This is a genomic window from Bradyrhizobium sp. LLZ17, assembly GCF_041200145.1.
GTDB lineage: Bacteria > Pseudomonadota > Alphaproteobacteria > Rhizobiales > Xanthobacteraceae > Bradyrhizobium.
In genome coordinates this window covers 2290912-2315585 of sequence record NZ_CP165734.1, presented here as the reverse complement: position 1 = coordinate 2315585, position 24674 = coordinate 2290912, and the positions used below count along the sequence as shown (strand labels likewise).

The window sequence follows — 24674 nt, the reverse complement described above, 5'->3', positions numbered from 1 at the left end:
ACAAGATGCACGCAGTTTCCTCGGGCTGCGAGCGCGGGAAAGTAGGGGGTGTTTTTTGCGAGCACGCGGCGCGTGGATGGGGGTTTTTTGTAAGCCCGCCTCGTTATAGCGCGCGCGGGAGGGGTTTTTGGTGGCGCGGGCCCGCTCAGCGCGGGGATTTCTTGCGGGCGCTTTTAGATGCGCGCCGGACGGCCTCGGGCGGTTTGCCAAACGCTTTCGCCACGATGCGATCCGCGTCCTCCTCGCGCACGCCGCTTTCGACGAAGCGCAACTTCTGCTCGCCCATTCCGCCTTTGGGCCTGCCGCCACGGGCTCGCGGCTTTTTGCGGTCCTGCTCGCGCTGCTGCTGCGCCAGCGCAGCAATGGCGGCAGGGGAGAAACTGCTGCAGTACCTCTCTCGATAGGTCCAAACGCTGATCGCTCGGGCCTTCCGCAAGGTGCCGTTCCCAGTCGCGAGCCCACGCGATCAGATCATCAAGGGTGAGCGCATTAGGCACGACTGCGCCTCCCAGCCAATGCCACCACGTTGCCGGTAGCGCGCGCAGGCGGCGCGGCGAGGAAGGCCGCCCATTGCTGCATGATCCTGCGCCGCTTCTCCAGCAGATCGCCGCGCGCATAGGCCACTTCCGTCGCGTTGCCTACGGCATGCGCCAGCGCGACCTCCAGCAGCTCACGCGGCGCGTTGGTGCGTTCGCCGCCCCAGTCGCGAAAGGCGCTGCGGAAACCATGTACGGTCACGCCGTCGTCGCTATGACGATGCAAAGCCTTGCGCAGGCTCATCGCGACGATTGGCTTGGCATTGCCTTTGAGGCTGAACAGGTGATCGCCGTTGCGCGGCAGCCGCTCGATCAGCGCCAGTGCTTCCTTGCTCAACGGCACGCGATGCTCGCGGTTGCGCTTCATGCGGCTCGGCGGGACGATCCACAGCTTGGCATTGAGGTCGATCTCGTCCCAGCGCGCGCCGCGCGCCTCTTGGCTCCGCGATGCGGTGAGGATCGTGAAGGCAAGACATAATTCAGGGATGGCGTCGGTGGCGACCAGCTTGGCGCACAGGCTCGGCACGGCATCGTAGGCCAGCGCCGCATGATGCACGACCGGCTTCAGCTCGCGGGGATGCGGCAGCAATTTGTCGAAATGGTTCTTCCAGCGTGTCGGGTTCGGCCCCGGCTTGCGGAAGCCGCGCACCTCAGCAAAGCCAAGCACCTCGCCGATGCGGCGGCGGACACGATCCATAGTCTGCGGCGCGCGCTTCCATTCCGGCTCGATCACCGTGACGACCATCGCTGTATCGATATCGCCGACTGCCACCTCGAACAGCGGCTTCGCGTAGGTGGTCATGCTGTTGCGCCATTGGGTCGCATGCTTGGCGCGCCAGCGGTCGCCATGGCTATCGATCAGCTGGTCGAGCACTTGCTTGAACGTAGCGGTGTGCAGCTCCGCGGCACGAGCGGCCATGCGCTCGGCATGGCGGTGACTGATCGGATCGACGCCAGCCGCCAGCAGCTTGCGGGCCTCATTGGCCTTGGCGCGGGCCTCGGCGAGGCTGACGACGCGCGCCGAGCCGAGCCCCATGACCCGCTCGCGCCGATCCAGCTGATATCGATAGAGCCAAGCCTTGCTGACAACGCCCTCGGTCTTGGTCGGCGCTGCGCTCAGCATGAGCCCGCCGCCATCGTAGAATTTTCCCGGCTTCTTCAAGCCGCGCACGAAGGTCGCGCTAAGCCTGTCCCATGTCCGCATTTTGATACCCCGATTTATCCCCCGGTCCCACGTTGGTACTGGGCGGACTTCGGCGTACATAATAGCCCCACTGGGAAAGGTTGGAAGCCAAAAAACCCCGATTTTTCAGTAGCTTCCGTACAGCGCGGACTACGGCGGACTTTCCCGGAAGAGCGATAGCTCGGACGCTCCATGCGGGCTACAAGGAGAACAATCCTACGGCGCCGGGATCGACAGCAGGCTGGAAATGCTGCGGCCGCGGATGTCGTAGACGCGGGCGAACACCACGTCGTCGCGCTTGATCTCGACGAGCACCGGCGCGGTGAGGCCCTTGCAGTAGAATTCGCCGAGCGTCATCGCGAAATCCGCTGCATTGGAATCCCAGCCGATGGTGAAGTCGGGGCCGAGCGCGACCTGGGCCGGACGCTGCGGACCGCAGACCGCGACCTTCCATTTGCGATTGCGCGGCGGCACTTCCTGGCGCTCGATCAGCTGCTCGCGCAGTTCGTCGGAGGCCTGCTTCAGCGCGAGGCCCCAATAGTCCAGCATGAAGCGGTCGTCGGCGGCACGCACCGTGCCGGCGATATGGTTGAAGTGGGTGTATTGATACGGATGCAGCCGGATCATTTCAGCCAGCGGCAGCGCCAAGCCGAAGCAGAAGGTGGCAAGCACGACCGGTTGCCAGGCGCGATGATTGGCGCGCAGGCGTTCCATGGCCCAGGCAAACGCAACGCCGCCGAGCACCGCCATCGGCGGAATGACGAAGACGAAATGGCGGATGCCGTTGTAGAGCGCGGGCCGCTTCACCATCGCGATCGCGAGCGGCAGGGTCGCCGCCAGCGTCAGCATGAGGAGGATGGTCTTGCGGCGGGCGGGAACCTCGCGGCGCGGCAGCAGGGCGAAGGTGCCGATCACGGCGCCAGCCGTGAGCACCAGCATCACTTCGGGCAGCTGAAGCGCGAACAGCGTCGGCAGGTACGACCAGGGCATATCCGGCACGGACACGATGGCGCCGTCGAACATCTCCTTCCACGGCTTTTCGAAAAAGTGCGAGAAGTAGGTCAAAGCCTCGAACGGATTACCGGGCTGCATGATCGACCAGGGCCAGATCAGGCCCATCACGAGATAGCCGAGCAGAAGCCCGGGCAGCAGCACATAGACGACATGGGCGAAACGACGCACCGCCTCGCGGACGCCCTCGTTGCGCAGTTCCTCCAGGAACAGCGGCACGAAGCCGACCATGGCGTAGACCAGCGCGAGCCCACCGAGAATGCGCGAACCGATCGACAGCCCGGCGCCCAGGCCGACGATCAGGATCGTGCGGGGCGAGGGTTTTGGATATTCTTCCATAAGCCGGACCAAGCCCAGCATCAGGATGATCATCGCCACCGCGAAAGGCGCATCCTTCGGGTTCATGAACATGTGGCCGTAGAAGATCGGGCAAAGCGCAAGCAGCAAGAGTGAGGCGAGCCCGGCAAGCGGTCCGCCGATGCGGCGGCCGAGCCGCCATGTCACCGCAAGCCCGATCACGCCGACGATCGCGCCGAGCAGACGGCGCGTCTCGAACAGCTCGATCGGGAGCACCTTATGCAGCAGGGCCGCGATCATATCGAAGCCGCCGCCATACATGTAAAGGTTGGCGAAGGAGAGCGCGGCGGTGTCCCTGAAGCCGGAACCGAACATGCGCAGCAGCAGGTCGGCGTATTCGGCGTGGGTGTAATCGTCCCAGCCGAGCCCGTAGTCGCGGAAGGTCAGGCCTGCGATGACGGCGACCGCAGCCAGCACCAGCATGGCGAGGTCGTCGCAAGTCCGTTCAACCGAGCGCCCGAGAGGCGTGTCGATCGACGAAGTCGTGATGGATGTCATGGCTATTGGTGACCCGGAATGCCCTCTCGGCCCCGCTGGTGCGCGCGGGCCTCAACCCCGGAATCCCTATAGCGCAGTTCCACTACCAAGTAATTGGGCATTATGGCTAAATTCCTGATGCGACGCAGCAATTCCAGAACTTGGGGTCCATGACAGTTAGCGGGCGGTAGCTGAAGGGAATGTGAATAAGTCTCTGATATCCCTCTCTTAGGAACAGCGCCCGCAATTGGCCGTTGGCGAGGAACCCAGTATGACGGTATCGTGGCGTAACGGGTGTTGCGCGTGGATGCGCGGCCGGGGGTGAGTTCGATGATGTTGGCATTGCTGATCGCAGGGATCTTCGCCGTGGTGGCGGGTCTCGTTGCGGTCCTTTTTGGCTACACCATCAGGGATTTCAGCCTCGGCAGTACGCTCATAATCTCCGGCACGATCGGCGTCTGCTCCGGATTGTTACTGGCCGGCCTCTATGTCGTGGCCGCGGAACTGAAGGGAATTGCCCGGCGACTGGCCGGATCGATGGCGGCGTCCGAGGTTCGGGTGAGGCCCGTGCTGCCGCCAGGCATTGCGGCGCCCGCTGCGCCTGCAGCTGCGACTGAGCCCGCTCCGGCGATGAGGGCCGAGCCGCCGCCAACGCCCGCCGCGCCGCCCTGGCAGGGCGAAGCGCCCGCGCGCGACCGCCCGCGCCTCGAAACGCCGCAAGCACCGGAACCACCGGAAACGCCTCCGCCGGCGGCTCCGGAAGCACCGCGCCGGCGCAACCTGCTGTTCGCCTCGAGCTCGCGCAAGGAGCGCGAGCGTGCCGAGGCGAAAACTGCCGAGGGGCCGCCGCCACTTCACGCTGAATCCCCGGTGCCTGCCGCGCCTGAGCCACCGCCGGCGAGCTTCGATGATGCCTGGCCCAAGCCGGACCGGATGCGACCGCCCGACCCAGCCGTGGCGCGCCGCCCGCCGCCGCGCCCACCGTCGAGCTTCGAGCCCGCCGCACCTCAGCCTGCACCCGAAGCCCCGCCTGCCGAGCAGCCGCCGGTCACGGTGCTCAAATCCGGCGTGGTCGACGGCATGGCCTATTCACTCTATTCCGATGGTTCGATCGAGGCGCAGATGCCGGAGGGCCTGATGCGCTTTGCCTCGATTGACGAACTGCGCGCCCATCTCGACCAGCGGTCTTGAAGACTGGCGCAATCAAGTCATACGTCACCGTTGTTGTCGCGACGCTAGTAATCGGCTCATCTTGGCCAGTCGTCGCATTTCAGCCAACGTATTGTTGACACAAAATACTTCACCGTCGCCAATGGCATGCGACGGAGCCAAATTGGAAAGAGGTCGCGCCCATGTCGGACGCCGCGGGCAAGAATTTCGTCGAGCTGACGGCGAGCATCGTCTCGGCCTATCTCAGCAACAACCCGACGCCGGCCGCCGAGATTCCGAACCTGATCAGCCAGGTCCATGGCGCCTTGACGCGGGTGTCGGCGGGCCGGGTCGAGGCGCCCCTCGAGCCGGCAAAACCCGCGGTCTCGCTGAAGAAGTCGATCGCGCCGGATTATCTGGTGTGCCTGGAGGACGGCAAGCGCTTCAAGTCGCTGAAGCGCCATCTGCGCACCCAGTACAACATGACGCCCGAGCAATATCGCGAGAAATGGAGCCTGCCGGCCGACTATCCCATGGTCGCCCCGAATTATGCGGTGGCGCGCTCGCAACTGGCGAAGAAAATGGGATTGGGACAGCAGCAGCGGAAGAAGGGAAAGTAGAGCCGCTTGCTCCGCCCTCGTCCTGAGGAGCCCGCAACGTGGGCGTCTCGAAGGATGGCTGCGCGCGAGAGCGGGGCTTTCATGGTTCGAGACGCGCGTTTCGCGCTCCTCACCATGAGGGTCTTTCTCTCACGAAGCTTCCGCGAGCGCCTCTTTTGCGTCCGTCTTGATGCGTTCGACCATCGAGCGCAGGCCATTGGAGCGCTGCGGCGTCAGATGGTCGCGAAAGCCGAACTCGTCGAACACGGCGATCGCGTCGGTGGCCAGGATCTCCTGCGGCGTACGGCCGGAATAGAGCGAGAGCACGATCGCGACCAGCCCGCGCACGATGTGGGCGTCGCTGTCACCAAGGTACTTCACGCGCGGTGCGTCGCCGCTGCGATCGATTTGCTTGGAGAGCCAGACCTGGCTGACGCAGCCATTCACCTTGTTCGCGGCGGAGTGTTCCGCCTCGGGCATCGGTTCAAGGGTTCGGCCGAGCTCGATGACGTACCGGTAGCGGTCGTCCCAGTCTTCGAGAAGCTCAAAATTGTCCCTAATCTGGTCAATCGTTGTCATTGATGGCCCGTGTTCCCGTTCAGGCCAATATAGGGACGCGAAGCCCTAAAATCGATAGGATTTCAGCCCTAATTCGCGATTTGCGGGCCGTGCCACTCCAGCGCGAGGTCGTCCTGGGTCAGGGTGTCGCGCGGCGCCTCGCTTGTGGCGGTGTCACCTTCACCGGCGTCGATCGAGCCGGTGTGATCGGGCGCCTTCTTCCCGTTCTTCTCGTTGGTGATCTGCTCTTTCTTGTCGTTGATGATCTGATAGATCTTCTTTGCGCCGTCCTGGGCGCGCTGTCCGATGATGGTCGCGGCCTGTCCGCCGACCTCGCAGGCCGTCGGCTGGCGCTTGCAGAATTGAGTCATGTCGGACACGGCCGCGGTCGCGGCCTGCACCGCATCGGCAGCGCCGATCTGCGGCATCTTGTCCGATTCGGGCGTCTTGTCCCGCGGCAGGAGCACCAGCACCAGCCCGAGCCAGAATGTGATGCGAAGCAGAAAGCGCATCTTGCGACCTGTATGTTAGATCCCGCCGCGGCGATTTGCGCGAGGTGTCGGACCTAGCAACTCTCGATAAATCGCAAGTGATTGCCTTCCGCTTAATTCGCGGAAAATTGACGCAAAAAACTTGCGGAACGGAGTTCTCGTAAATTTTCGATTGACGCCAGCGCCCGTGATGTTCCGTCCCCGCGCATCCACCAATTCGAAACCATGAAAGGGAAGTCGAAACGCTGTGTTCACCATCCCCGATGATGACATTGCCAAATCGCCTAAAAATGTCCGCGATAACGCGGTGTCCGGCAGCAGGCCGGATCGCCTTAGCACTCGTTTAAGGTCGCTCTGACACGTTGGCTCAACGATAAGGAGGCGTTCCGGCACGTCTTCAATGACGAATGAGCCGAAGCGCGAGACCCGTGACAGTTTTGAGTATCATCCGCGATTGTCTCGATGCGCTGCTGCATCCCTCCGCGCGTTACGATGCGCTGACGCGAGCACGCCATCGTGCCTTCATGGCGCCGCGGCTTCTGGGAAGCCTGGCTGCGTTCGCCGCATTTCCGGTCTATCTCGCCATGCGCGGCGCGCCGAGCGCGATCGAGGTCGCCGCCTTCGCGTGGCTGATCGAGCCGATCCTGCTGTCCTGGTTCTTGTCCCGCACCGGACGTTTCGAAGGCGCGCATGTGCTGTCGTCGCTGGCGCTGGCCGGCCTGATCATGGCTGTAGCGGCGACGACCGGCGGCATCGAATCATTCGCGGCGATCTGGCTTGTCGTGGTTCCGCTGGAGGCCGCGCTGTCGGCCTCGCGCCGCGTCGCGGCGTTCGCCTCGCTGCTCGCGTTGTCCTGCGCCGGCACATTGATCCTCGTCGGCCAGCTCGGCTGGCTGCCGCCCGAAGACATCGGCGCCGCGCCTCGCGGCGTGCTGACGGCGTTCGGCGTCGCCTCGGCGACGCTCTACGCTGCGGGGCTCGCCTTCGGCGCGGAATCGCTCGCACGCACCGGCATGACGCTGCTGTCGCGCGAGGAAGAGCGCTACCGCCTGCTGGCACGCAACATGAGCGACGTCATTTCCCGGCATCAGCGCAACGGCGCGGTGCAGTTCATCTCGCCGGCGGTGGAAGCCATGCTCGGCATGCCCGTCGCGCGATTGCTCGGCCATGGCCTGTTCGATCGTGTCCATGTCGCCGATCGCCCGGCCTATCTCACTGCGCTCTCGGACGCTGCGCGCGGAGATGTGCGCAGCGTCGAGTGCCGGCTGCGGCAGGAGAGGGCCGGCTCCGAGCGGGGGCAGATTGATTTCATCTGGGTCGAGATGCGTTGCCGTCCGCTCGACCACGATCAGCTGCGCGATGCCACCGCCGATGCCGAGGTGGTGGCCGTGATGCGCGACATCACCGATCGCAAGCTTGCCGAGCAGGCGCTCGATCAGGCCCGAAGCGCGGCGGAAGCCGCCGACGCCACCAAGACGCGTTTCCTCGCCACCATGAGCCACGAGTTGCGCACGCCGCTCAACGCCATCATCGGCTTCTCCGAGATGATCGCGCAGGAGCAGGCCTTGATGCTGGGCGCGGCCCAGCGCAAGGAATATGCCGAGCTCATCAATACCTCCGGCCAGCATCTGTTGTCGGTCGTCAACGGCATCCTCGACATGTCCAAGATGGAATCGGGCAATTTCGAGATTGCATCGGAACCGTTCGCGCCGCGCGCGGCGCTGATGCACTGCTGCAATCTGCTTGCGCTGAAGGCGCGGGAGAACGGTGTCGATCTCATCACCGATGCGCCGCAGGATCTGCCCGTCATGACCGGCGATCCGCGTGCATTCAAGCAGATCGTGCTCAACCTCGTCGCCAATGCCGTCAAGTTCACCGAGCGCGGCGGCCAGGTCAACGTATCAGCGGCCGCGTCCGGATCGCAGCTCGTGCTGCGCATCAGCGACACCGGCGTCGGCATCGCGCCGGACGATCTCAAGCGCATCGGCTCGCCGTTCTTCCAGGCCGGCAAGACCTACCAGCGCCGTCACGAAGGCACCGGCCTCGGACTTTCGATCGTGAAGAGTCTCGTGGCGTTGCATCTCGGCGAAATGACGGTACAAAGCAAACTCGGCGAGGGCACCATCGTCACCGTCAAGCTGCCGCTCGTCTACACGCCTCCGCAAGTCGCGCCGGCGGAGAGCAACATCGCGATGCTGACGCCGGTGCTGCGTCATGAAGTTCAGGACCAACCTGCTCTGGTGAAGAAAAGTGCCTAGGAAGCCTGCAAAGGATCAAGCCGCTCCGCGCCGCCGTGGCGCCAAGGCCGCGGTCGCGGATGTCGAGACCGAGCGCAATCTGGTGTTGCGCGTTCTCCTGCACAGTCCCAAGGACACACTGGCCGGGCTTGTCGCCGTCGCGGCGATTGGCGCGATCGTCGCCAATGCGCTGTTCCTCCAGACCGGCCGGCACCCGGCGCCGATGTTCGGCACCGTCATCAATCTTCCCGCGCCGTCGTCCGTGCCGCTGTCGAGCCCGATGCCGCGCCCGCGGCCTGTTGGTGCCGACACGTCGCCGCTCGAGCCGAGGGCGACCGAGTTTCGCGTCGAACCGAAACCGGCCGAAAAGGCGCCGGACAAGCCTGCGGAGACAACGGCATCGACGCCGCGCGCAGGCGATCCCATGACCAATCTGGTCATCAAGGCCACGGCGCCGCCCGCCGTCGCCATCGCACGTCCGCCGGCGCCGATCCCGGTACAGCAAAGCCCGGCGGCACGTCGCCTTGCCGGCGTGCAGCGCGCGCTGTCCGAATACGGCTACGGGAATTTGAAGATCACCGGCACGATGAGCGGCGAGACCCAGTCGGCGATCCAGACCTTCGAGCGCCAGCACAAGATGCAGGTCACGGGCCAGGTCTCAGATCGCCTGCTGCGCGAACTCGGCGCCGCGATCGGCCATCCCGTCGAATAACCCTCACGCCTGCGCCAAGGCTCGAGCTTGCAGGCTGGTGCTGAATGCATCGCTGGCCTATCGTGCGATTCATGCGATTGAAATCCAATATATGGGTCGCGGCTTACCTGCGCCGGTGTCAGACCGAGGGCGTGTTCGGCGCCGTGCGCCGGCGCGGCGCCGAGGAGGCGGGCGCGGTATTCGTCAAGGTCGCGCTGCTCGACGGCAACGCGATGCTGTACGTACCGGCGCCGCAGACGGTCTATGACGACGACCGGCCGGTGGATCGGTTCTTCGTGCCGCTTGCGCCGCAGCCGATGCCGGAGCCTGTGGTCGAGGAGCGACTGACCAAGGAAATCCGCTTCGATCCGGACGCCTGGATCGTCGAGACCGAAGACCGCGCGGGGCGGCATTTCCTGGAGCTCGCGAAGACCTGACCCCCACCGTCATTGCGAGCGCAGCGAAGCAATCCAGAATCTTTCGGCGGAGGGATTCTGGATTGCTTCGTCGCGAGGGCTCCTCGCAATGACGGCGGCGAGGGCGGCGTCCCAAACGGGTGGCGCGTTATCCCCGCAGAGCACGGCAGCGAAATCGCCCGAGGCGCCGCCACACACTCCGTCATTGCGAGCGCAGCGAAGCAATCCAGAATCTTTCGGCGGAGGGATTCTGGATTGCTTCGTCGCGAGGGCTCCTCGCAATGACGGCGGCGAGGGCGGCGTCCCAAGCGGGTGGCGCGTTATCCCCGCAGAGCACGGCAGCGAAATCGCCCGCGGCGTCGCCATACACTCCGTCATTGCGAGCGGAGCGAAGCAATCCAGAATCGTTCCGCTGAGGGGACTCTGGATTGCTTCGTCGCAAGGGCTCCTCGCAATGACGAGGTTGCGGCGCGACGCCTGAATGTCACTGGCAGTGCAGGCGGGTGTCAGCGCTCCGACGATCCGTCGGTGCCGGTCCGCACTGCAGGAGCGGAGCCCGGCTGCACGCCCGGCCGCGATTGGCTGGATGCGCCGCGCGCGCGCTGGCGTTCATTGTCGTGCAACGACGATTGGTACTTGGCGCGGGTGACGGCGAGTGTGGAGCCGCGCCAGGCCGCCAGCATTACCAGCGCGGAGCGGTCGCTGAGGCGGTCATAGAGCCGCGACAGCCGGTAGACCGCGTCCACGGACGTGCCGATCTCCGGCTTGAAGAACAGCAAGATGCGCTGGAGGTTGGGGCTCGGCATGTCGAGCGCGCGCGGCCACCGCGAGCGCCTCGCCGCCGGCATCGTCGACGATCTGCGCCGCCACGCGCGAGGACAGGATCAGGCTGTCGCCAAGCTCGAGGGTGAAATTCTCAATGTCGCCCGCGAACGCCGCCATTTCCAGGATCTGGATCGCGCGCCTGGCGCGGACCGTCGGAATGCGCGGCGCGGCCTTGAGCGGCGTCTGCGCCAGATTGTGCAGGATCAACGCGCGCTCGGGCGCGGTCGCCTGGAAGAACATGTCGTGGACCTCGGCCGCGTCCTTTGGCTGCATCGCCATGTTCGAGGTCATGCGCTGCTCGGCGTCGGTTGGAGGGCGGGCGGGGGAGGGGTCCGGTCGCGGAGCCGGAATTTCGCGCGCCAGCGGAATCCTGCGGCCTTCCGGTGCGGCCATCAGCCCGAGCTTCTCCATGACCGGCGCGGGCGTGGCGGTATAGATCGCGAGCCGCGCCTTGACGGCTGCGCGCGTCGCATCGTCGACCTGATCGATCAGCCGTGTGGCGAGCTCGACGAATTGCCGCTGCTCGTCCTCGCTATGGGTGCTCGCCTGGACATAAAGGTCGGTCAGCACGCGCAGCAGCGTGGGACGAACGTCGACACCCTCGCGGCGGGAGAGGGACATCAGCCCGTCAAATCCGGGAAACAGCGACTTGGTCATGGAGGCGTACGCAACTCGGAAAAGACTGTTGCCTCAGCCTATCAGGGCTTCCTTTAAAGGCTCGTTAAGGAAAACGAGGTGTGAAGCGGGCCGTTCAATTTCGACCGTTCTCGTGCCGCAACGGGACTTCCATCGGCGTTCCGTGCAGTTACGGTTCGCTACGCTCGTTTACACCCCGTTAACCATGAACTGATCTTAATGCTTCCCATGTTGCAGCGGCGCGTTTGATCGCGCGGCAATTGAGAGAGCTGACATGGGGACCATCATTGAATTTCCGGCCGGTCGCCGGGTGGGCTCGTCGGGGGACGTCGCACCGCGCACGGACATGGGAACGATTTTGATCCTTCCCGTCATCCGCATCGAGCGCGAGGCGGATGAAACCAGCGGCGATCATGGACCGGAAGCAGGTACCGCGCCGGGGCGCCGTCGTCGTCGACGTTAAGTTCCGGCTATTATAATGCCGGAATCCATCCGCCAGATCCGCACTGTCGTATCCGCCGTCCTGCTCGCAGCCGTAGGCGCGTCGCTCGGCGCTTGCAGCGGCGGGGATTTCGGCCGCACCCGCGCCGACATGCGCAGCGACGACATGCATCGCTGGCTCGGCACCGAGGTCACCTCCAGCGTCGGTCTGAGGCCGTCCCAATTCCAGCTCACCGACGAAGAGCGTCAGCTTCGCGATCTCGCCTATCCCATCATCGAGCCGCCGCTGTCGCGGCCGGCCTGGAAAAGCGTGTTCGGCGACTACAAGGCGCTGCCGTCGCCGTGGCGGCAGAAGGTCGTGTTCGATCGCACCATGTACGGGCGCACGCTGATCGACGAGCCGCATCGCTCGCACTCCTCGCGTTATGCGCAGCTGATCGAGGACGTGCGCAACGACATCACCCGGTTCGAGCCGTTCTTCGGATCCGCGATCCGCGTCATCGATCTCGACAGGAAGCGCGACGCCAGCATGGCGCGCGTCTCCGAGCTGTCGCCGAGAGAGAAGGCGGATGCGGTCGAGCGCATGCAGGAGAACTCGCTGATCATCCAGTGGGTGCAGCAATCGCTCGAGCAGCGCGTCTCGTCCTATCGCTGGGCACTGGAACGGCTGGTGATCCAGGCGCCGGACGGCATGGCCGCCGATGCCGATCGCCTGATCGGCGAACTCGCAGCCCAGACCGCCAACCCGCCGGTCGCCGCGCAGCCGATGTACCAGCGCCCGGTCAGCGTCCGCGGCTGATTTGCGCGGCCGCGCGAGCGGCCGTCGCCGCCTGCCTCGGCACCGTGGACTCTCCTGCCGAAGCACGCCCGAGATCGTCAGGACGACGATCATGTCTGCACGCCGATGTGACTCCTGCTGACAGAACGCTGTCAGGAGGGCGGCGTTACCAGCCGATGTCGTTGCAGAGAGCGACGGACCTTTCAGGAGATGAACTATGAAATTTGCTTCGATTCGGCTGATCGCTGCTGACCTCAAGTCCCTCGTCGGGTTTTACGAGAACGTCACGGGTCGAACGGCCGAATGGCTAGCGCCTGTCTTTGCCGAGATCGTCACCCCGTCGGGAACGCTCGCTTTCAGCAGCGCGGAGACGGTGGCGCTGTTCAAGGAGGGCAGCGCTGAGCCGGCGGCCAATCGCACCGCGATCCTCGAGTTCCAGGTCGACGACGTCGAAACCGAGTTTGCAAGATTGAAGGATCAAGTGGAGGTCGTGCACGAGCCGAAGATGATGCCCTGGGGAAATTGCGCGGCCCAGTTCCGCGATCCCGAAGGGACGCTCGTCGGCCTCTACACCCCCGTCACCGAAGCTGCCAGGAAGCGATTCGAAGGACGATGACACGACAGGCCGGGGACGCTTTTTCGCGAACCGTTCCCGCCCGGCCATCGCAGCGCCAGAACGTTGCCCTCGCGCGATCCCGTCGATTATGGGAACTGCCGGTGAGGCGGGCGCTGATCGCGCGGTGACCACGCTCCGGATCGTGCGAACGCGCCTTGCCGATGTTGCGCGCTCAGGCCATCGCACCGGGTGCGAGAGGCCCAGCGGCGTCAAGGCACGCCGCTCTGCGGCGATACGATCCGCTGCCAGGTCTTGACGAATTGCTCGCGCTTGACTGCATCGAGATAGGTCAGCGCCGGAAGCCCTAGCGTCGGGAAATTGAGCACGCCCGGCTTCTCCGCGAGATACCGCGCTTTCATCTGCTCGCGGTCGGCTCCGAGGCCGGCAATCGAGAGACCGAAGGCATCCGACACGACTGCCTGGCCGGCCTCGGAGAGTGCATATTCAACGAATGTCCGGGCAAGAGCCGCATGCTGTGCCTTGCGCGGGATCACGATGGTGCGGGACACGGCCACGACATAGTCCTCCGGCAGCACGATGCCGAGGTTTCGTTGTACCTCCGCCTGGCGCAGCGCATAGGAGCCCAGCACATCATAGGCGATGACGGCCTCGCCGCGGCTGACCGAATCCAGCATATCCTGCGTACAGCAATAGAGCCGCGCCTCCGTGACGCCGAGCGCGTGCGCCAGGCGCCAGAAGTTCGCCGAAAGCATCGATTCAGTCGTTGCAAACAGGTAGCCGACGCCGCTGACGTCGATGTCGTAAGTCGCGATCTTGCGATGAAAGCGCTCTGGTGCAACCTCCAGCAGCCGGATCAGATCCTGATGCGACTTCGGCACCTCGGCGCGCTCAATGGCGTCCTTGTTGTAGACAATGACGGCCGGTTCAAGCGTGAACCCGAAGATCTCATCGCGCCAAATGGCCCAGTCCGGCAGCCCGCGGGCTGCGATCGAGGCCTTCTGGACGTGTCCGTCATTGGCGAGCTTGACCTGAAGGTCCATCGCCGAGCTGATCAGAAGGTCCGCCGCGGGCTTGTCGTCGGCTGCCGTCAGAGCTTCCTGATAGAGCGGGACGGTCTCGTACAGGCGATAGCGAATCTCGATGTCGGGATGCGTCTTTTGAAAGCCTTCAATGACCGGGCCCATCGCCACGACGTCCGCCGTCCCGTGAATGAGCAGCGTTCCTGAGGCCGGCGAGGGCGCCGAAAAGATTTTCAGCTCGTGCGTGGATTTTGACTGGTCGGCCAAGCAGAGCGCATTGACGAAGAGAAGAAGCGCCATGACCACGCCTAGCGACAATGCCGCGCGCCGTATTGCTGCTCCCTTACGAAAAGCCATCATGACCTCCTCGGCAAGGTTACCCTGACGAGGAGCCCGCCCCCGGGCGATCGAGCAGGCACAGATCACCACCGGCCGCAGCAGCAGCGCTCTTCGCGATGTTGAGCCCGAGGCCGGTCCCGGCGGCGCTCGCGCCGCTCGACCCGCGGCGAAAGCGTTCGAGCACGATCGGCTTCTCATCGTTGGGAATGCCGGGTCCACGGTCGGCCACCTCGAATTCAACGGTCGATCCATCCGGCGACGTGCGTAGATCAACGTCGATCATGCTTTCCGGCGCGTATTTCAACGCGTTGTCCAGAAGATTGTCGATCAACTCGCGGAACGCCAGCGGCGCTCCGCGAACCGGAAAGTCCTCATGGGTCGTGGATAGGTCGGTCAGCCGGCAGCGCCGCATGTCGCCGCTCGGAAGCCGCTCGACCGCTTGCAGGTAAAGCTCGAGAAAATCGCAAGCAGGATTGGCCGAGGTCTCGATATGATGGGCGATGGCCGCTTCCGCCAGCAGCTGATTGACGATGCGCGTGGCATCGACAGCGTTGGCACGAATGCGATGCACATAGCTGTGCACGACAGTCGCATCCCGCTCGGATGCAGCGACTTCGGCGAGCGCTCGGATCGAAGCGAGCGGCGTCCGTATCTCGTGCGTGGTATCCACGGCGACCCGGCGCAAGGTGCTGAGGACACCGTCGAGCCGCTGCATGAAGATGTTCAGGCTCGACACCAGCGAGCTCACCTCACGCGGCACCGATGTCTGAATCGGGTTGAGATCGGTCGGCGATCGCCTGATCAGCTCGCTCTCGAGCGCGACCAGCGGCGCCCAGGCTCGCTTCAGGCCAGTCGAGATCAACAGGCAGATCACGAGACCCGCCAGCGCCATCGGCGCGAGTGAATTCTTCACGATGAGGGCGGCGAGCTCCGTACGGGCCTCCCGTGTCTCCGCGACCGTGATGCTGACCCAGCCGGACTTCTCGCCAAAGTCGATGTAACGCTGGACGCTGCCAATCCTCACGGGATCGTCGGTATAGATAGCGTCCTCGAAATGCGGTTTGTGATCAAGTGTCGGCGTCGGTTCGGGCAGGTTGGGGTAGCCGGTGATCAGTGAGTGGTCGGGCGCCCGCACTGCATAGAACGCCCGCGTCTCGCGCGATGCACCCAAGATCTCCAGCGAAGCGAGCGGCAGCTCCAGCGTGAGATGCCCGTCCTCGACCCGGATGTTGTCCGCAATTGAAAGCGCGGCGGCCGCAAGCACGCGGTCGAACGCGGTGTCGGCAGCATCGAGCGAGAAGTTGCGGATGTAGAAGAACAGCCCGACACCGAGGACCGCCAGTAGCGAGATAGCACCGAAAACGATATCGCGCTTAATTGATCTTTGACGGCTGCGCATCGTCGATCCTCGCGACATAGCCGGTGCCCCATATCGTCTCGATCCGCAACGAGGAGGATTTCAGTCGCCGCCGGATTCGGGAGATGTAGAGCTCGAGCGCGTTCGGGTTGACGGCATTCTCGTATCCGAACAATTGGTCCATCAGGCGCTCGCGCGGGACAACCTGTCCGACGTTCAGCGCAAGCAGCTCGAGCAGGCGAAATTCGCGCCGCGTGAATTCGACATTGCGGCCGGCCGCGACGATTGACTGCGCGGCGATGTCGATCGTGATGTCGCCGAGTTCGATCCGGCTGGTCGGTGTGCCGCTGTGTCGGCGTACGACCGCCCGCATCCGCGCCTCGAGCTCGCGAAGGTCGAAGGGCTTGACGAGGTAATCGTCGGCGCCGATGTCGAGCAGGTCGATCTTGTCGCCGATCTCGCTGCGCGCGGTGATGACGAGCACCGGCGTATTTATCCGCCGGCCGCGCAGTAGCTTGAGCACGTCGGAGCCATCCATGCCAGGCAGCGAGAGGTCCAGAATGATGAGATCGAACGGATCTTCCTGAACACGCTGCGAGGCAAGGCCGCCGTCGGTCAGCCATTCGACCGCATGCCCCTGATCGCGAAGGCGCGCAGCGATAGCCGCGCCCAGATCGACCGTGTCTTCGATCAGAAGAGCACGCATGAAATCCTGTGCATAGGCTGTATCCCCCTTGAGAAAACGCGTCTCCGAAATCGGCACCGGATGTCGCCTGATGCCGATCATCCGCATGGTCGGGAACGTCGATCGGCTTGAGCGCCGAACTTGTCATTGCCCGGGGCGCCATTGCTGTTGGCGCACGTTATTTGCTGCGACGAGTATTTCAGGATGAAGCGCGCGGTCAAGGGTTTGGCTTTGGGGGACCCGTAACGCTACGGGCTTTCCGCTCAATCCCACGGATTGTGCATGTGCGAACGAACCGATATGCACGTCTTGCTGTGATGAAGTTGCAACGGTGAGGACCTCTTGCAGAGGAGTTCGTCGTCCCGCGCCAGATGACAGGGTTTTGACAGCAGTCACCGCCAATTTTCCCCCGCTTACAAAATCTCTTTGGGGGGCGACATGAAATTGACGACGCAACTGCGCCAACACTGGCTGTCCGGCGGAGCCAGGCTGGATCATCACAAAACGGGGCTTGGTCCGATTGCCCGCTATGCACTGATCGGGGCGGCCATCTCCGCGATCGGGCTTGCGACGGTGCCCGCGAAAGCGGACGACCTCAGCGAATTGAAGGCCGAGATCAGGGCGTTGAACAAGCGCCTGTCGGACATGGAAGAGCAGAAGACCAAGGTCAAGGCGCTGAATGACCGGCTCAAGCAGGTCGAGAAGAAGGAGGAGGCGAGGGCGGACGCGCCGCGGCCGGCCGCCGGACCGATCCCGACCAAGGCCGGTCCCTGGGAAAGACTCAAGACCGGCCAGCCCGTGCACATCATCGAAACCCAGAACACAGACGTGCTGCTTTACGGCGTCATCGAGCCGACGGTGGGCTACGTAACCAATGTCGACAAGGCCGGACGTTCGACGGTCGGCCTCAATACGTCGTGGTTCAGCGGCAACCGGTGGGGCATCTTCATCACCCAGAAGGTCTTCCCTGAATACGGCTTCAATCTGCTGGCGCGGATGGAAAGCGAGTTCGAACTGCCGAGCGGCAACATGGACACGCCCGGCGTCTTGTTCAATCGCGACGCCTGGGTGGGCTTCGAAAGCCCGACCCTGGGCAAGTTCAGCGTCGGACGCCAGAATACGCTGCCGCGTGACGTTGCAAACATCTGGGGTGATCCCTACGGCGCCTCTGCCCTCAGCACCAACGAAGGCGGCTTCACCAACGTCAATAACTTCAAGCAGCTCATCTTCTACACCAGCGGCGGCAACGGCGCCGGTGGACAGGGCGATACCCGATACGATCAGGGCCTGGTCTGGAAGAAGGTGTTCGACAACGGCCTCTACCTCGGCGCGGCCTATAATTTCAGCGACGGCAACGGTCCCGGCGGTCCGAATGGCAGCGGCCCAATCCCCGGAGCTGGTCTGGACAAGGGCAGCAGCGCTGCTGTGGCGGCCGGCTACAACGCCGGACAATTCCACGTGTCGGGCTTTTACACCGAGTCCAACGTGCTCGAGATTCCGACGATCGGCACAACCAATGTCGGTCATACCCACCAGTCATGGGGCCTCGGTGGCAACTGGGACGGCGGCTTGCTTCGCCTGAATGCGGGCTACATCCGCTACACCGCGGACCAGGGCGCGATACTCGGCACGCGTAACGACGACGTTGTCACCGTCTCGGCCAAGGTAACGCCCTCGAAATTGTACGACGTCGAGGTCGGTTGGCAGGACTTCTTCGCCCACAATGCCGCGATCAGTGCAGCCGGCTACACGCTGGTGCCGTTCAAGGATGCGACCGGCGCGGTCGCGACCGGGACCGGTACGCGCATGACGACCTACGCCTCGTTCATGTACCACCCGATCCCGAACATCGACGTCTACATTGCCGGCGATCACTTGAAGACGACGGGCGGATACAGCGCGAGCCAGGCCCATCTGCACGATTCAGCGGACGAGGTCGTGACCGGCGTTCGCTACAAGTGGTAGGCGAAGGGAGCGTGACCCGGAAAAATGCGCAGCGGTTTTCCGAAAAGATCATGCTCCAGCAATAGCCTAAAGCGCGATGGCGATTTTTCCCAATCTCATCGCGCTTTAGCGCCAGCAAACAGCGGACGGTCGAAGTCTCCGACCGTCCGCGGCCGATGATCCTGCCGGCGAGATCATATGCGCACGGTGCCGCAGAAGATGCCAGAGAGATGCCCCTCGCTTGGTCATCTTGAGCCGAAGTGTCCAGCCCTTTCGGCTCACGGCACGGGACGCGGCAATGAAGAGAAAATAAAGTTGATGGAACGGGAGAACGCCATGTCAGACACCATTCAGGCCAACGCCGCCACCTATCGCGCACCCGCGATGACGTCTGGTTCAACATCGTTCTGGCCGACCGGCTGGTGGCGTCTGATGGATTACAAGATCGGCATTATCTCGCTGCCGATCTACGCCATCCTCGTCGTGCTGCTCGGCATTCTGACGCAGCAGGGCCAGATCAAGCCGGACGCACCGACCATGATCGCGGTGCTGGTTCTCGGCGGCTTTACCTGTGCCGAGATCGGTAGGCGCTTGCCGATCCTTCGCAACATCGGCGCGGCGGCGATCTTCGCGACCTTCATTCCGTCCGCGCTGGTCTATTACAAGCTGATCCCGGCGCCGATCGAGAAGTCGATCATTGACTTCACCAAGTTCACGAACTTCCTCTATGTCTACATCGCGGCCATCATCGTCGGCAGCATCCTGGGGATGGACCGCAACGTCCTGGTCAAGGGCTTTCTGAAAATATTCGTGCCACTCGGCGTCGGATCAATCGCGGCGGCGGCTGTCGGAACCGCTGTCGGCATGATGCTCGGACTTGGCGCCTACAAGACCTTCTTCTTCATCGTGGTGCCGATCATGGCGGGCGGTGTCGGCGAGGGCGCGATCCCGCTCTCGATCGGCTATGCGGCCATACTCGGCCAACCGCAGGGTGACTTCTTCGCCCAGGTGCTTCCGCCGGTGATGCTGGGTAGCCTGACCGCGATCCTGTTCTCCGGCACGCTCAACTACGTCGGCAAGAAATATCCGCATCTCACCGGTAACGGGCGGCTCCAGCCGCCGGGCGATGGCGCACTCGATCTGGGCGCCACGGAGCAGCAGGAGGACAGTTCATCCTCATCCGACATCAATGCGATTGCCGCTGCCGGACTGACCGCGATCGTGCTCTATCTCATGGGTGTGATGCTGTTTCATCTGATCGGCCTGCCGGCACCGGTTGCGATGTTGTTCCTTGCGGTCGCCGCCAAGCTTGGCAGCGCGGTGTCGCCGCGATTGCAGTCGGGCGGGCTGGTCGTCTACCGGTTTGTCCGGATCGGCATGACCTATCCCTTGCTGTTTGCGATCGGCGTCTCGCTGACCCCCTGGGAGAAGCTGATGGCAGCCTTCACGGTCGCCAATCTCGTGACTATCATAGCGACCGTCTTCACGCTCATGGCCACAGGCGCCGTCATCGGCCGGCTCATGAACATGTATCCGATCGAGATCGCGATCGTGAACGCCTGTCATTCCGGCCAGGGTGGCACCGGTGACGTCGCCATTCTGACCGCGGCGGAACGCATGGAGCTGATGCCGTTCGCCCAGATCGCCACGCGCATCGGCGGCGCGATCACCGTGACCGCCGTTCTGGTGCTGTTGCGGTGGATTGCCTGAGCCGCGAGCCTTGCTGTTGGAAGCTAGTCCTTGCGTCCGCCGAAGGCGGTGCTTCCGACGCAATCCTACCTGGCTTCGACGACCTCGCCATCCTCCTTGACGAACCGGCCGACGGGACCATCCAGGAGATCGACGACGGCCTCGGACGGCCGGCACAGACGCGTGCCCTTTGGTGTCACCACGATCGGACGGTTGATGAGAATGGGATGCGCCATCATCAAGTCGAGGAGTTCATCGTCACTCCATTTGGGGTCGTCGAGGCCGAGCGCCTTGTAGGGTGTGCCCTTCTCGCGCAGCAATGCGCGGACCGGGATGCCCATCGCTGCGATCAGTTGCTGGAGCGTTTCGCGCGTGGGCGGCGTCTTGAGGTATTCGATGACGACGGGCTCGGCGCCGCTCTGCCGGATCATGGCGAGGGTGTTGCGCGAGGTCCCGCAATCGGGGTTGTGATAGATCGTGACGGTCATCGTATTGTCTCCGCGATTGGGCCGGGGCCGCGGGCCATGGGGCGTCCGAGCAGCCAATTCATCAACAGCATGCCGGCGAACGCTCCGCAGAGCTCCGCAAGGATGAATCCGGGCAAGTCAGTCGGGCGAATTCCGGCGAAAGTGTTTGTCAGGGATCTTGCGATTGCGACGGCCGGATTGGCAAACGAGGTCGAGGCTGTGAACCAATAAGCGGCTGTGATGTAGAGGCCGACCAGCCAGGGAACGGCCGTCCTCTGAAAGCGGATGCCGGCCAGGATGGTCGCGACCAGCCCAAACGCCGCGACCGCTTCGGCGAACCATTGTGCGCCTCCGGTCCGAACCTTGGTCGAGAACTCGATCAACGGCAGTCCGAACATCAGATGCGCGGCCATTGTCCCCGCGATGCCTCCGGCGATCTGCGCGATCACGTAAAGCACCGCCTCGTTCACTGGTAGCTCGCGCTGGCCGGTGAAGACGAGGGTGACCGCCGGGTTGAAATGCGCTCCGGAGATCGGACCGAGCACGGTGATCAGGACGACCAGAATGGCCCCGGTCGGCAAGGTGTTGCACAGAAGAGCGAGAGCAATGTCCTTGGTCAGCGTTTCGGCCATGATGCCGGAGCCGACGACGGTGGCGACGAGAATGGCTGTGCCGAGCGCTTCGGCAGCCAAGCGCCGTGAAAGGTCGAACGTGTCCATCAGCACAGGAACAGGACGTTGCAGATATGATCAGGCACGAATTCGTCCCTTTCGTTTTGGAGCGCAACAGGCTTGCAGGCTTTCGACGACCGGCTCGCAAACCTCCGGTCGGCCGCCGCAGCAATCCCTCAAGAGGTAGACGACCACTTTCCTCATCTCCTCGAGGTTGGCGCGATAGATGATCGAGCGGCCCTGTCGCTGAGAGCTGACGAGGTGCGCGTGCGTCAGAACGGAAAGGTGGGCCGAAAGCGTGTTCTGGGGGATCTCCAGCAGCCGCGCCAGGTCGCCGGCTGCGAGGCCGTCGGGCTCGTGCTTGGTCAAGGCTCGGAATGCGTCCATGCGCGTGGATTGAGCCAGCGCGGCAAGCGCCATGACAGCTTGTTCGTTTTCCATATATCCAGATTTATGGAAATTTCAGCGGTTCGTCAACTAGGAATGTCCGGCTTAATTTCGATGGTTGTGGAAATAGATTGACTCGGCTGCGAAGCCCGATATCCTGGCTTCATGAAAATCGATGAAGTGGCCGCCCGGCTTGAGGCTTTGGGCAGCCCGACAAGACTCAGGATCTATCGGACGCTGGTGCGCGCAGGCCATGCGGGCATGCCGGTGGGCCGACTGCAAGAGCGCCTGAAAATTCCGGCGTCCACCCTTTCGCATCACATCAAAGGCCTCGTCGCGGTGCGGCTGATTTCGCAGGTGCGCGAAGGCACGACGCTGGTTTGCCACGCCGAATACGACACCATGCGGGGCCTGGTTGCCTTCCTGGTGGCTGAGTGCTGCGCCGAGGAAGAGGGATGTGCGGCGAACAGGACGGCAGCGTAATGTCACGACTTATATTTCCATAATTCTAGCATAACCGGAGAATGTCATGAGTAAAAAGACAGTTGCCATCGTCGGAGCAGGGCCGGTCGGCCTTGCTGCTGCGGCGCAAGTGCTCGAACGCGGAATGTCGCCGATCGTGCTGGAGGCTGGGCCGGAGGCCGGCCACGCCATCCGCCACTGGCAGCACGTCCAGCTGTTCTCGCCGTGGGAGTACAATGCCGACAAGGCCGCGGCGCGTCTGCTCGCGCCGACAGGATGGAATTCGCCGGACCCGCAGTCCTACCCGACCGGTGGCGAGCTGCTCGATCGGTACCTGATGCCACTGGCGACGAGAACGCCGTTGCGCGAGGCGATCCGCATCTCCAGCCGCGTCACCGCGATCAGCCGTTCCGGCTTCGACAAGGCGAAAACCAAGGGGCGGGAGCAGGCGCCTTTCGAAATCCGCTACCAGAACGGCAAGGGTCCCGAAGTGCTGCGCGCCGATGCGGTGATCGATGCGTCCGGCACATGGTTCTCGCCCAATCCCGCCGGCAGCAACGGCCTGCCGGCGGTCGGCGAGCCCGAGCACGCCGACCACATCGCCTACGGCATGCCCGACGTGCGGGGTGCCGACCGCGCGCGATATGCGGGAAAGACCGTTGCGGTTCTCGGGGCCGGCCACTCCGCGCTGGGTACGCTGATCGATCTCGTGCATCTCGCCGGCGAGGTGCCGGATACGCAACCGGTCTGGCTGTTGCGCGGCGCCGATCCCGCCAAGGCCTTCGGCGGCGGCCGCAATGACAAGCTTGCCGCGCGCGGCGAGCTGGGCTCGGCCTTTGCGGCCCTGGTTGCCGCTGGCAAGATCAGGGTCGAGACCGAATTCGGCGTCACGCACCTTTCGGCAACCGAAGGTCGGCTCGAGATCTCGGCCGGCACCGCGCGCCGCGTGATCGCGGATGAGATGATCGTCTCAACGGGATTCCGTCCGGATCTTTCATTCCTGTCTGAACTGCGTCTGCGGCTTGATCCCGCCATCGAGGCGCCCGCGGCCCTCGCGCCGCTCATCGACCCCAACGAGCATAGCTGCGGCACCGTCCGCCCCCACGGCGCGCGCGAGCTCGCGCATGACGAGCCGGGTTTCTATCTGGCCGGCATGAAGTCGTACGGTCGCGCCCCGACGTTCCTGATGATGACCGGCTACGAGCAGGTACGCTCGATCGCGGCCGACATCGCCGGCGACAAACGGGCCGCGGCACGAGTCGAACTTGTGCTGCCGGAGACCGGCGTGTGTACGCGCGGTGGCCTCGAGTCGGCCGATGCCGCGTCAGGATGTTGCGGCGGCCCGGCAAAGGAACAAGCATCGGCCTGCTGTGCGGACGACGAAACGGCGAAGAAGGCGGGACGTTCGGGTTGCGGCTGCTCATGAAGCCGGGTGTTGTGCGCCGCATTGCAGGTCCGCCCATCAGTGGAGGGGAATATTCGTAACCTTGGCGATCGGCAGCTGATGCCGTGATGTGCATCGGGCAGATCGGCAATTTGTTGCCGCATGTGACGCTGTCGGCAAACCTCGCACAGCACCTGATGCCAGCCTGGGGACTCTCCGCCGCGGAAGGCGGCTTGATGGCGAGCGGTTATGCGTTCGGCTACATGCTCGCCGTGCCCTTGTTGACGACGTTGACCGATCGGATCGATGCCCGGCTCGTCCTGCTCTGCGGCTCGATCCTGAGCGGGCTTGCGACCGCGGCGTTCGGCATCTTCGCGCAAGGCTTCTGGTCGGCGACGGCGATCTGGTCGCTTGCCGGACTTGGATTTGCCGGCGCTTACATGCCGGGCCTGAAGGCGCTGACGGACCGGCTTCCCGCCGGCGACACGTCGCGCGCTGTGACCCTCTATGCCTCGAGCTTCTCGGTCGGCGTCGGCATCTCGTTCCTGGTTGCACAGCTCGTCGCCGACCGCTGGGGCTGGCGGTTCGCCTTTCTCGTGACCGGCTGCGGTCCGATCGCAATGGTCTTGGCGTGTCTTTTGATCGACGAGCGGCGGCCCGCGCCGAAGCCGGGGCGCCTGCTGAACTTCGCGCCTGTCTTCGCCAACCGCGAGGCGCTCGGCTACATCTTCGGCTACGGCGCTCACTGTTTCGAACTCTACGGCATCCGCACCTGGCTGGTCGCATTCTGGAGCTTCGTCGTCGCGCATCAAGGCGCGCCGTCATGGCTCAGTCCTGTCGTGATGAGTTTCACTTTCGCGGTGATCTCGATGCCGGCCAGCATCCTCGGCAACGAGGCCGCGCTCAAATTCGGACGGCATCGGGCGATCACCGTCGTGATGGTCGCGTCCGCTTGCGTTGCCCTGATCATCGGGCTGAACGCAACAGCGCCGGCATGGATGCTGGCGCTGCTGCTGATCACCTATGGCCTGACCGTGCCGGCCGATTCCGGCGCGTTGACCGCGGGCATGTCGGCCGCGGCTATGTCCAAACATCGCGGCGCGACCCTGGCTTTGCATTCGACCGTCGGCTTCGGCCTGTCGGCGCTTGGTGCCTGGGGAACGGGTGTCGCGCTCGACATGGCCGGCGGTCCGCAAAGCGCCGGCGGCTGGCTGTTTGTCTTCATCGTCCTCGCCGCCGGGATCGCATTGGGTCCGTTTGCGCTGATGTGGGCACGGCTGGAGCAGTCACCGAGCCGCGCGACGTGAT

General features: G+C 64.0%; 24 protein-coding genes and 1 pseudogene. 13 read left to right on the top strand and 12 right to left on the bottom strand.

Annotated elements, in window-relative coordinates:
- Window positions 1-145 precede the first annotated feature (145 nt).
- The 3 genes from AB8Z38_RS11545 to AB8Z38_RS11535 all read right to left on the bottom strand — a co-directional run bounded on the left by AB8Z38_RS11545 (window position 146) and on the right by AB8Z38_RS11535 (window position 3585).
- On the bottom strand, window positions 146-436 hold the full coding sequence (locus AB8Z38_RS11545) for a hypothetical protein (protein WP_369725145.1): 291 nt from the start codon (window positions 434-436) through the stop codon (window positions 146-148).
- Window positions 437-489: 53 nt separating this feature from the next.
- Window positions 490-1740 (bottom strand): tyrosine-type recombinase/integrase, encoded by a 1251-nt coding sequence (locus tag AB8Z38_RS11540; protein ID WP_369725143.1) that lies wholly within the window; start codon window positions 1738-1740, stop codon window positions 490-492.
- A 195-nt stretch (window positions 1741-1935) separates the two neighbouring features.
- Window positions 1936-3585, bottom strand: coding sequence for an ArnT family glycosyltransferase (locus AB8Z38_RS11535; protein ID WP_369725141.1), 1650 nt, complete (start codon window positions 3583-3585; stop codon window positions 1936-1938).
- Between the two features lie 309 nt (window positions 3586-3894).
- Here AB8Z38_RS11535 and AB8Z38_RS11530 point away from each other — a divergent pair, with 309 nt between their 5' ends.
- Window positions 3895-4755 carry a DUF308 domain-containing protein gene (locus tag AB8Z38_RS11530; RefSeq protein WP_369725139.1) on the top strand — a complete coding sequence of 287 codons (861 nt, stop codon included), beginning with the start codon at window positions 3895-3897 and terminating at the stop codon, window positions 4753-4755.
- Between the two features lie 161 nt (window positions 4756-4916).
- The gene (locus tag AB8Z38_RS11525) at window positions 4917-5333 is read left to right on the top strand and encodes a MucR family transcriptional regulator (RefSeq protein WP_369725137.1); all 417 of its coding nucleotides are present in this window, start codon (window positions 4917-4919) and stop codon (window positions 5331-5333) included.
- 129 nt (window positions 5334-5462) lie between these two features.
- Here AB8Z38_RS11525 and AB8Z38_RS11520 read toward each other — a convergent pair whose 3' ends face one another.
- Window positions 5463-5891: a SufE family protein gene (locus tag AB8Z38_RS11520; protein ID WP_369725135.1), complete on the bottom strand. Its 429-nt coding sequence runs from the start codon at window positions 5889-5891 to the stop codon at window positions 5463-5465.
- Between the two features lie 68 nt (window positions 5892-5959).
- Window positions 5960-6382: a DUF5330 domain-containing protein gene (locus tag AB8Z38_RS11515; protein WP_369725133.1), complete on the bottom strand. Its 423-nt coding sequence runs from the start codon at window positions 6380-6382 to the stop codon at window positions 5960-5962.
- A 386-nt stretch (window positions 6383-6768) separates the two neighbouring features.
- On the opposite strand from AB8Z38_RS11515, the gene AB8Z38_RS11510 reads away from it, so the two are divergent.
- The 3 genes from AB8Z38_RS11510 (at window position 6769) to AB8Z38_RS11500 (ending at window position 9726) form a co-directional block, all read left to right on the top strand.
- On the top strand, window positions 6769-8619 hold the full coding sequence (locus tag AB8Z38_RS11510; protein WP_369725131.1) for a PAS domain-containing sensor histidine kinase: 1851 nt from the start codon (window positions 6769-6771) through the stop codon (window positions 8617-8619).
- Complete coding sequence (locus AB8Z38_RS11505; RefSeq protein WP_369725129.1) at window positions 8612-9310, top strand: peptidoglycan-binding protein; 699 nt, start codon at window positions 8612-8614, stop codon at window positions 9308-9310. Before AB8Z38_RS11510 ends, AB8Z38_RS11505 begins: the two co-directional genes overlap by 8 nt.
- 71 nt (window positions 9311-9381) lie before the next feature.
- Window positions 9382-9726: a DUF1491 family protein gene (locus AB8Z38_RS11500; protein ID WP_369725127.1), complete on the top strand. Its 345-nt coding sequence runs from the start codon at window positions 9382-9384 to the stop codon at window positions 9724-9726.
- A 485-nt stretch (window positions 9727-10211) separates the two neighbouring features.
- Here AB8Z38_RS11500 and AB8Z38_RS11495 read toward each other — a convergent pair.
- Window positions 10212-11187 (bottom strand): annotated as a pseudogene (locus tag AB8Z38_RS11495) (DUF2336 domain-containing protein).
- A 253-nt stretch (window positions 11188-11440) separates the two neighbouring features.
- Between AB8Z38_RS11495 and AB8Z38_RS11490 the strand changes: the two are divergent.
- The 3 genes from AB8Z38_RS11490 (at window position 11441) to AB8Z38_RS11480 (ending at window position 13001) form a co-directional block, all read left to right on the top strand.
- Window positions 11441-11629 carry a hypothetical protein gene (locus tag AB8Z38_RS11490; RefSeq protein WP_369725125.1) on the top strand — a complete coding sequence of 63 codons (189 nt, stop codon included), beginning with the start codon at window positions 11441-11443 and terminating at the stop codon, window positions 11627-11629.
- A 15-nt stretch (window positions 11630-11644) separates the two neighbouring features.
- Window positions 11645-12406, top strand: a complete 762-nt coding sequence (locus AB8Z38_RS11485) for a hypothetical protein (protein ID WP_369725123.1) — start codon at window positions 11645-11647, stop codon at window positions 12404-12406.
- 196 nt (window positions 12407-12602) lie between these two features.
- Window positions 12603-13001 carry a VOC family protein gene (locus AB8Z38_RS11480; RefSeq protein WP_369725121.1) on the top strand — a complete coding sequence of 133 codons (399 nt, stop codon included), beginning with the start codon at window positions 12603-12605 and terminating at the stop codon, window positions 12999-13001.
- 209 nt (window positions 13002-13210) lie between these two features.
- Here the strand turns inward: AB8Z38_RS11480 and AB8Z38_RS11475 are convergent, their stop codons facing one another.
- The 3 genes from AB8Z38_RS11475 to AB8Z38_RS11465 form a co-directional block, all read right to left on the bottom strand.
- Window positions 13211-14281 carry an ABC transporter substrate-binding protein gene (locus AB8Z38_RS11475; protein ID WP_369725119.1) on the bottom strand — a complete coding sequence of 357 codons (1071 nt, stop codon included), beginning with the start codon at window positions 14279-14281 and terminating at the stop codon, window positions 13211-13213.
- A 76-nt stretch (window positions 14282-14357) separates the two neighbouring features.
- The gene (locus tag AB8Z38_RS11470) at window positions 14358-15719 is read right to left on the bottom strand and encodes a sensor histidine kinase N-terminal domain-containing protein (protein WP_369725117.1); all 1362 of its coding nucleotides are present in this window, start codon (window positions 15717-15719) and stop codon (window positions 14358-14360) included.
- On the bottom strand, window positions 15694-16383 hold the full coding sequence (locus AB8Z38_RS11465) for a response regulator transcription factor (RefSeq protein ID WP_369725115.1): 690 nt from the start codon (window positions 16381-16383) through the stop codon (window positions 15694-15696). The genes AB8Z38_RS11470 and AB8Z38_RS11465 overlap by 26 nt, the downstream gene beginning before the upstream one ends.
- Before the next feature lie 417 nt (window positions 16384-16800).
- Between AB8Z38_RS11465 and AB8Z38_RS11460 the strand changes: the two genes are divergently transcribed.
- Both AB8Z38_RS11460 and AB8Z38_RS11455 read left to right on the top strand, forming a co-directional pair.
- Complete coding sequence (locus AB8Z38_RS11460; RefSeq protein ID WP_369725114.1) at window positions 16801-18327, top strand: porin; 1527 nt, start codon at window positions 16801-16803, stop codon at window positions 18325-18327.
- Between the two features lie 363 nt (window positions 18328-18690).
- On the top strand, window positions 18691-20016 hold the full coding sequence (locus tag AB8Z38_RS11455) for a 2-hydroxycarboxylate transporter family protein (protein WP_369726472.1): 1326 nt from the start codon (window positions 18691-18693) through the stop codon (window positions 20014-20016).
- Window positions 20017-20081: 65 nt separating this feature from the next.
- On the opposite strand, the gene arsC is transcribed toward AB8Z38_RS11455, so the two are convergent.
- The 3 genes from arsC to AB8Z38_RS11440 are packed head-to-tail and all read right to left on the bottom strand — an operon-like array spanning window position 20082 to window position 21574.
- The gene (gene arsC / locus AB8Z38_RS11450; RefSeq protein WP_369725112.1) at window positions 20082-20483 is read right to left on the bottom strand and encodes an arsenate reductase (glutaredoxin); all 402 of its coding nucleotides are present in this window, start codon (window positions 20481-20483) and stop codon (window positions 20082-20084) included.
- The gene (locus AB8Z38_RS11445; protein ID WP_369725110.1) at window positions 20480-21181 is read right to left on the bottom strand and encodes an aquaporin; all 702 of its coding nucleotides are present in this window, start codon (window positions 21179-21181) and stop codon (window positions 20480-20482) included. Before AB8Z38_RS11445 ends, arsC begins: the two co-directional genes overlap by 4 nt.
- A gap of 30 nt (window positions 21182-21211) precedes the next feature.
- The gene (locus AB8Z38_RS11440) at window positions 21212-21574 is read right to left on the bottom strand and encodes an ArsR/SmtB family transcription factor (RefSeq protein WP_369725109.1); all 363 of its coding nucleotides are present in this window, start codon (window positions 21572-21574) and stop codon (window positions 21212-21214) included.
- A 111-nt stretch (window positions 21575-21685) separates the two neighbouring features.
- On the opposite strand from AB8Z38_RS11440, the gene AB8Z38_RS11435 reads away from it, so the two are divergent.
- The 3 genes from AB8Z38_RS11435 (at window position 21686) to AB8Z38_RS11425 (ending at window position 24673) form a co-directional block, all read left to right on the top strand.
- The gene (locus AB8Z38_RS11435; protein WP_369725107.1) at window positions 21686-22003 is read left to right on the top strand and encodes an ArsR/SmtB family transcription factor; all 318 of its coding nucleotides are present in this window, start codon (window positions 21686-21688) and stop codon (window positions 22001-22003) included.
- 46 nt (window positions 22004-22049) lie between these two features.
- On the top strand, window positions 22050-23408 hold the full coding sequence (locus AB8Z38_RS11430) for an NAD(P)-binding domain-containing protein (RefSeq protein WP_369725105.1): 1359 nt from the start codon (window positions 22050-22052) through the stop codon (window positions 23406-23408).
- 86 nt (window positions 23409-23494) lie between these two features.
- Window positions 23495-24673 (top strand): MFS transporter, encoded by a 1179-nt coding sequence (locus AB8Z38_RS11425; RefSeq protein WP_369725104.1) that lies wholly within the window; start codon window positions 23495-23497, stop codon window positions 24671-24673.
- Window position 24674 lies beyond the last annotated feature (1 nt).

What these genes read in the sequence shown, in the direction of transcription:
- AB8Z38_RS11540 (WP_369725143.1), bottom strand. Translation starts at nt 1,740, where the DNA reads ATGCGGACATGGGACAGGCTTAGCGCGACCTTCGTGCGCGGCTTGAAG.
- AB8Z38_RS11535 (WP_369725141.1), bottom strand. Translation starts at nt 3,585, where the DNA reads ATGACATCCATCACGACTTCGTCGATCGACACGCCTCTCGGGCGCTCG.
- AB8Z38_RS11530 (WP_369725139.1), top strand. Translation starts at nt 3,895, where the DNA reads ATGATGTTGGCATTGCTGATCGCAGGGATCTTCGCCGTGGTGGCGGGT.
- AB8Z38_RS11525 (WP_369725137.1), top strand. Translation starts at nt 4,917, where the DNA reads ATGTCGGACGCCGCGGGCAAGAATTTCGTCGAGCTGACGGCGAGCATC.
- AB8Z38_RS11520 (WP_369725135.1), bottom strand. Translation starts at nt 5,891, where the DNA reads ATGACAACGATTGACCAGATTAGGGACAATTTTGAGCTTCTCGAAGAC.
- AB8Z38_RS11515 (WP_369725133.1), bottom strand. Translation starts at nt 6,382, where the DNA reads ATGCGCTTTCTGCTTCGCATCACATTCTGGCTCGGGCTGGTGCTGGTG.
- AB8Z38_RS11510 (WP_369725131.1), top strand. Translation starts at nt 6,769, where the DNA reads ATGAGCCGAAGCGCGAGACCCGTGACAGTTTTGAGTATCATCCGCGAT.
- AB8Z38_RS11500 (WP_369725127.1), top strand. Translation starts at nt 9,382, where the DNA reads ATGCGATTGAAATCCAATATATGGGTCGCGGCTTACCTGCGCCGGTGT.
- AB8Z38_RS11490 (WP_369725125.1), top strand. Translation starts at nt 11,441, where the DNA reads ATGGGGACCATCATTGAATTTCCGGCCGGTCGCCGGGTGGGCTCGTCG.
- AB8Z38_RS11485 (WP_369725123.1), top strand. Translation starts at nt 11,645, where the DNA reads ATGCCGGAATCCATCCGCCAGATCCGCACTGTCGTATCCGCCGTCCTG.
- AB8Z38_RS11480 (WP_369725121.1), top strand. Translation starts at nt 12,603, where the DNA reads ATGAAATTTGCTTCGATTCGGCTGATCGCTGCTGACCTCAAGTCCCTC.
- AB8Z38_RS11475 (WP_369725119.1), bottom strand. Translation starts at nt 14,281, where the DNA reads ATGGCGCTTCTTCTCTTCGTCAATGCGCTCTGCTTGGCCGACCAGTCA.
- AB8Z38_RS11470 (WP_369725117.1), bottom strand. Translation starts at nt 15,719, where the DNA reads ATGCGCAGCCGTCAAAGATCAATTAAGCGCGATATCGTTTTCGGTGCT.
- AB8Z38_RS11465 (WP_369725115.1), bottom strand. Translation starts at nt 16,383, where the DNA reads ATGCGTGCTCTTCTGATCGAAGACACGGTCGATCTGGGCGCGGCTATC.
- AB8Z38_RS11460 (WP_369725114.1), top strand. Translation starts at nt 16,801, where the DNA reads ATGAAATTGACGACGCAACTGCGCCAACACTGGCTGTCCGGCGGAGCC.
- AB8Z38_RS11455 (WP_369726472.1), top strand. Translation starts at nt 18,691, where the DNA reads ATGACGTCTGGTTCAACATCGTTCTGGCCGACCGGCTGGTGGCGTCTG.
- arsC (WP_369725112.1), bottom strand. Translation starts at nt 20,483, where the DNA reads ATGACCGTCACGATCTATCACAACCCCGATTGCGGGACCTCGCGCAAC.
- AB8Z38_RS11445 (WP_369725110.1), bottom strand. Translation starts at nt 21,181, where the DNA reads ATGGACACGTTCGACCTTTCACGGCGCTTGGCTGCCGAAGCGCTCGGC.
- AB8Z38_RS11440 (WP_369725109.1), bottom strand. Translation starts at nt 21,574, where the DNA reads ATGGAAAACGAACAAGCTGTCATGGCGCTTGCCGCGCTGGCTCAATCC.
- AB8Z38_RS11435 (WP_369725107.1), top strand. Translation starts at nt 21,686, where the DNA reads ATGAAAATCGATGAAGTGGCCGCCCGGCTTGAGGCTTTGGGCAGCCCG.
- AB8Z38_RS11430 (WP_369725105.1), top strand. Translation starts at nt 22,050, where the DNA reads ATGAGTAAAAAGACAGTTGCCATCGTCGGAGCAGGGCCGGTCGGCCTT.
- AB8Z38_RS11425 (WP_369725104.1), top strand. Translation starts at nt 23,495, where the DNA reads ATGTGCATCGGGCAGATCGGCAATTTGTTGCCGCATGTGACGCTGTCG.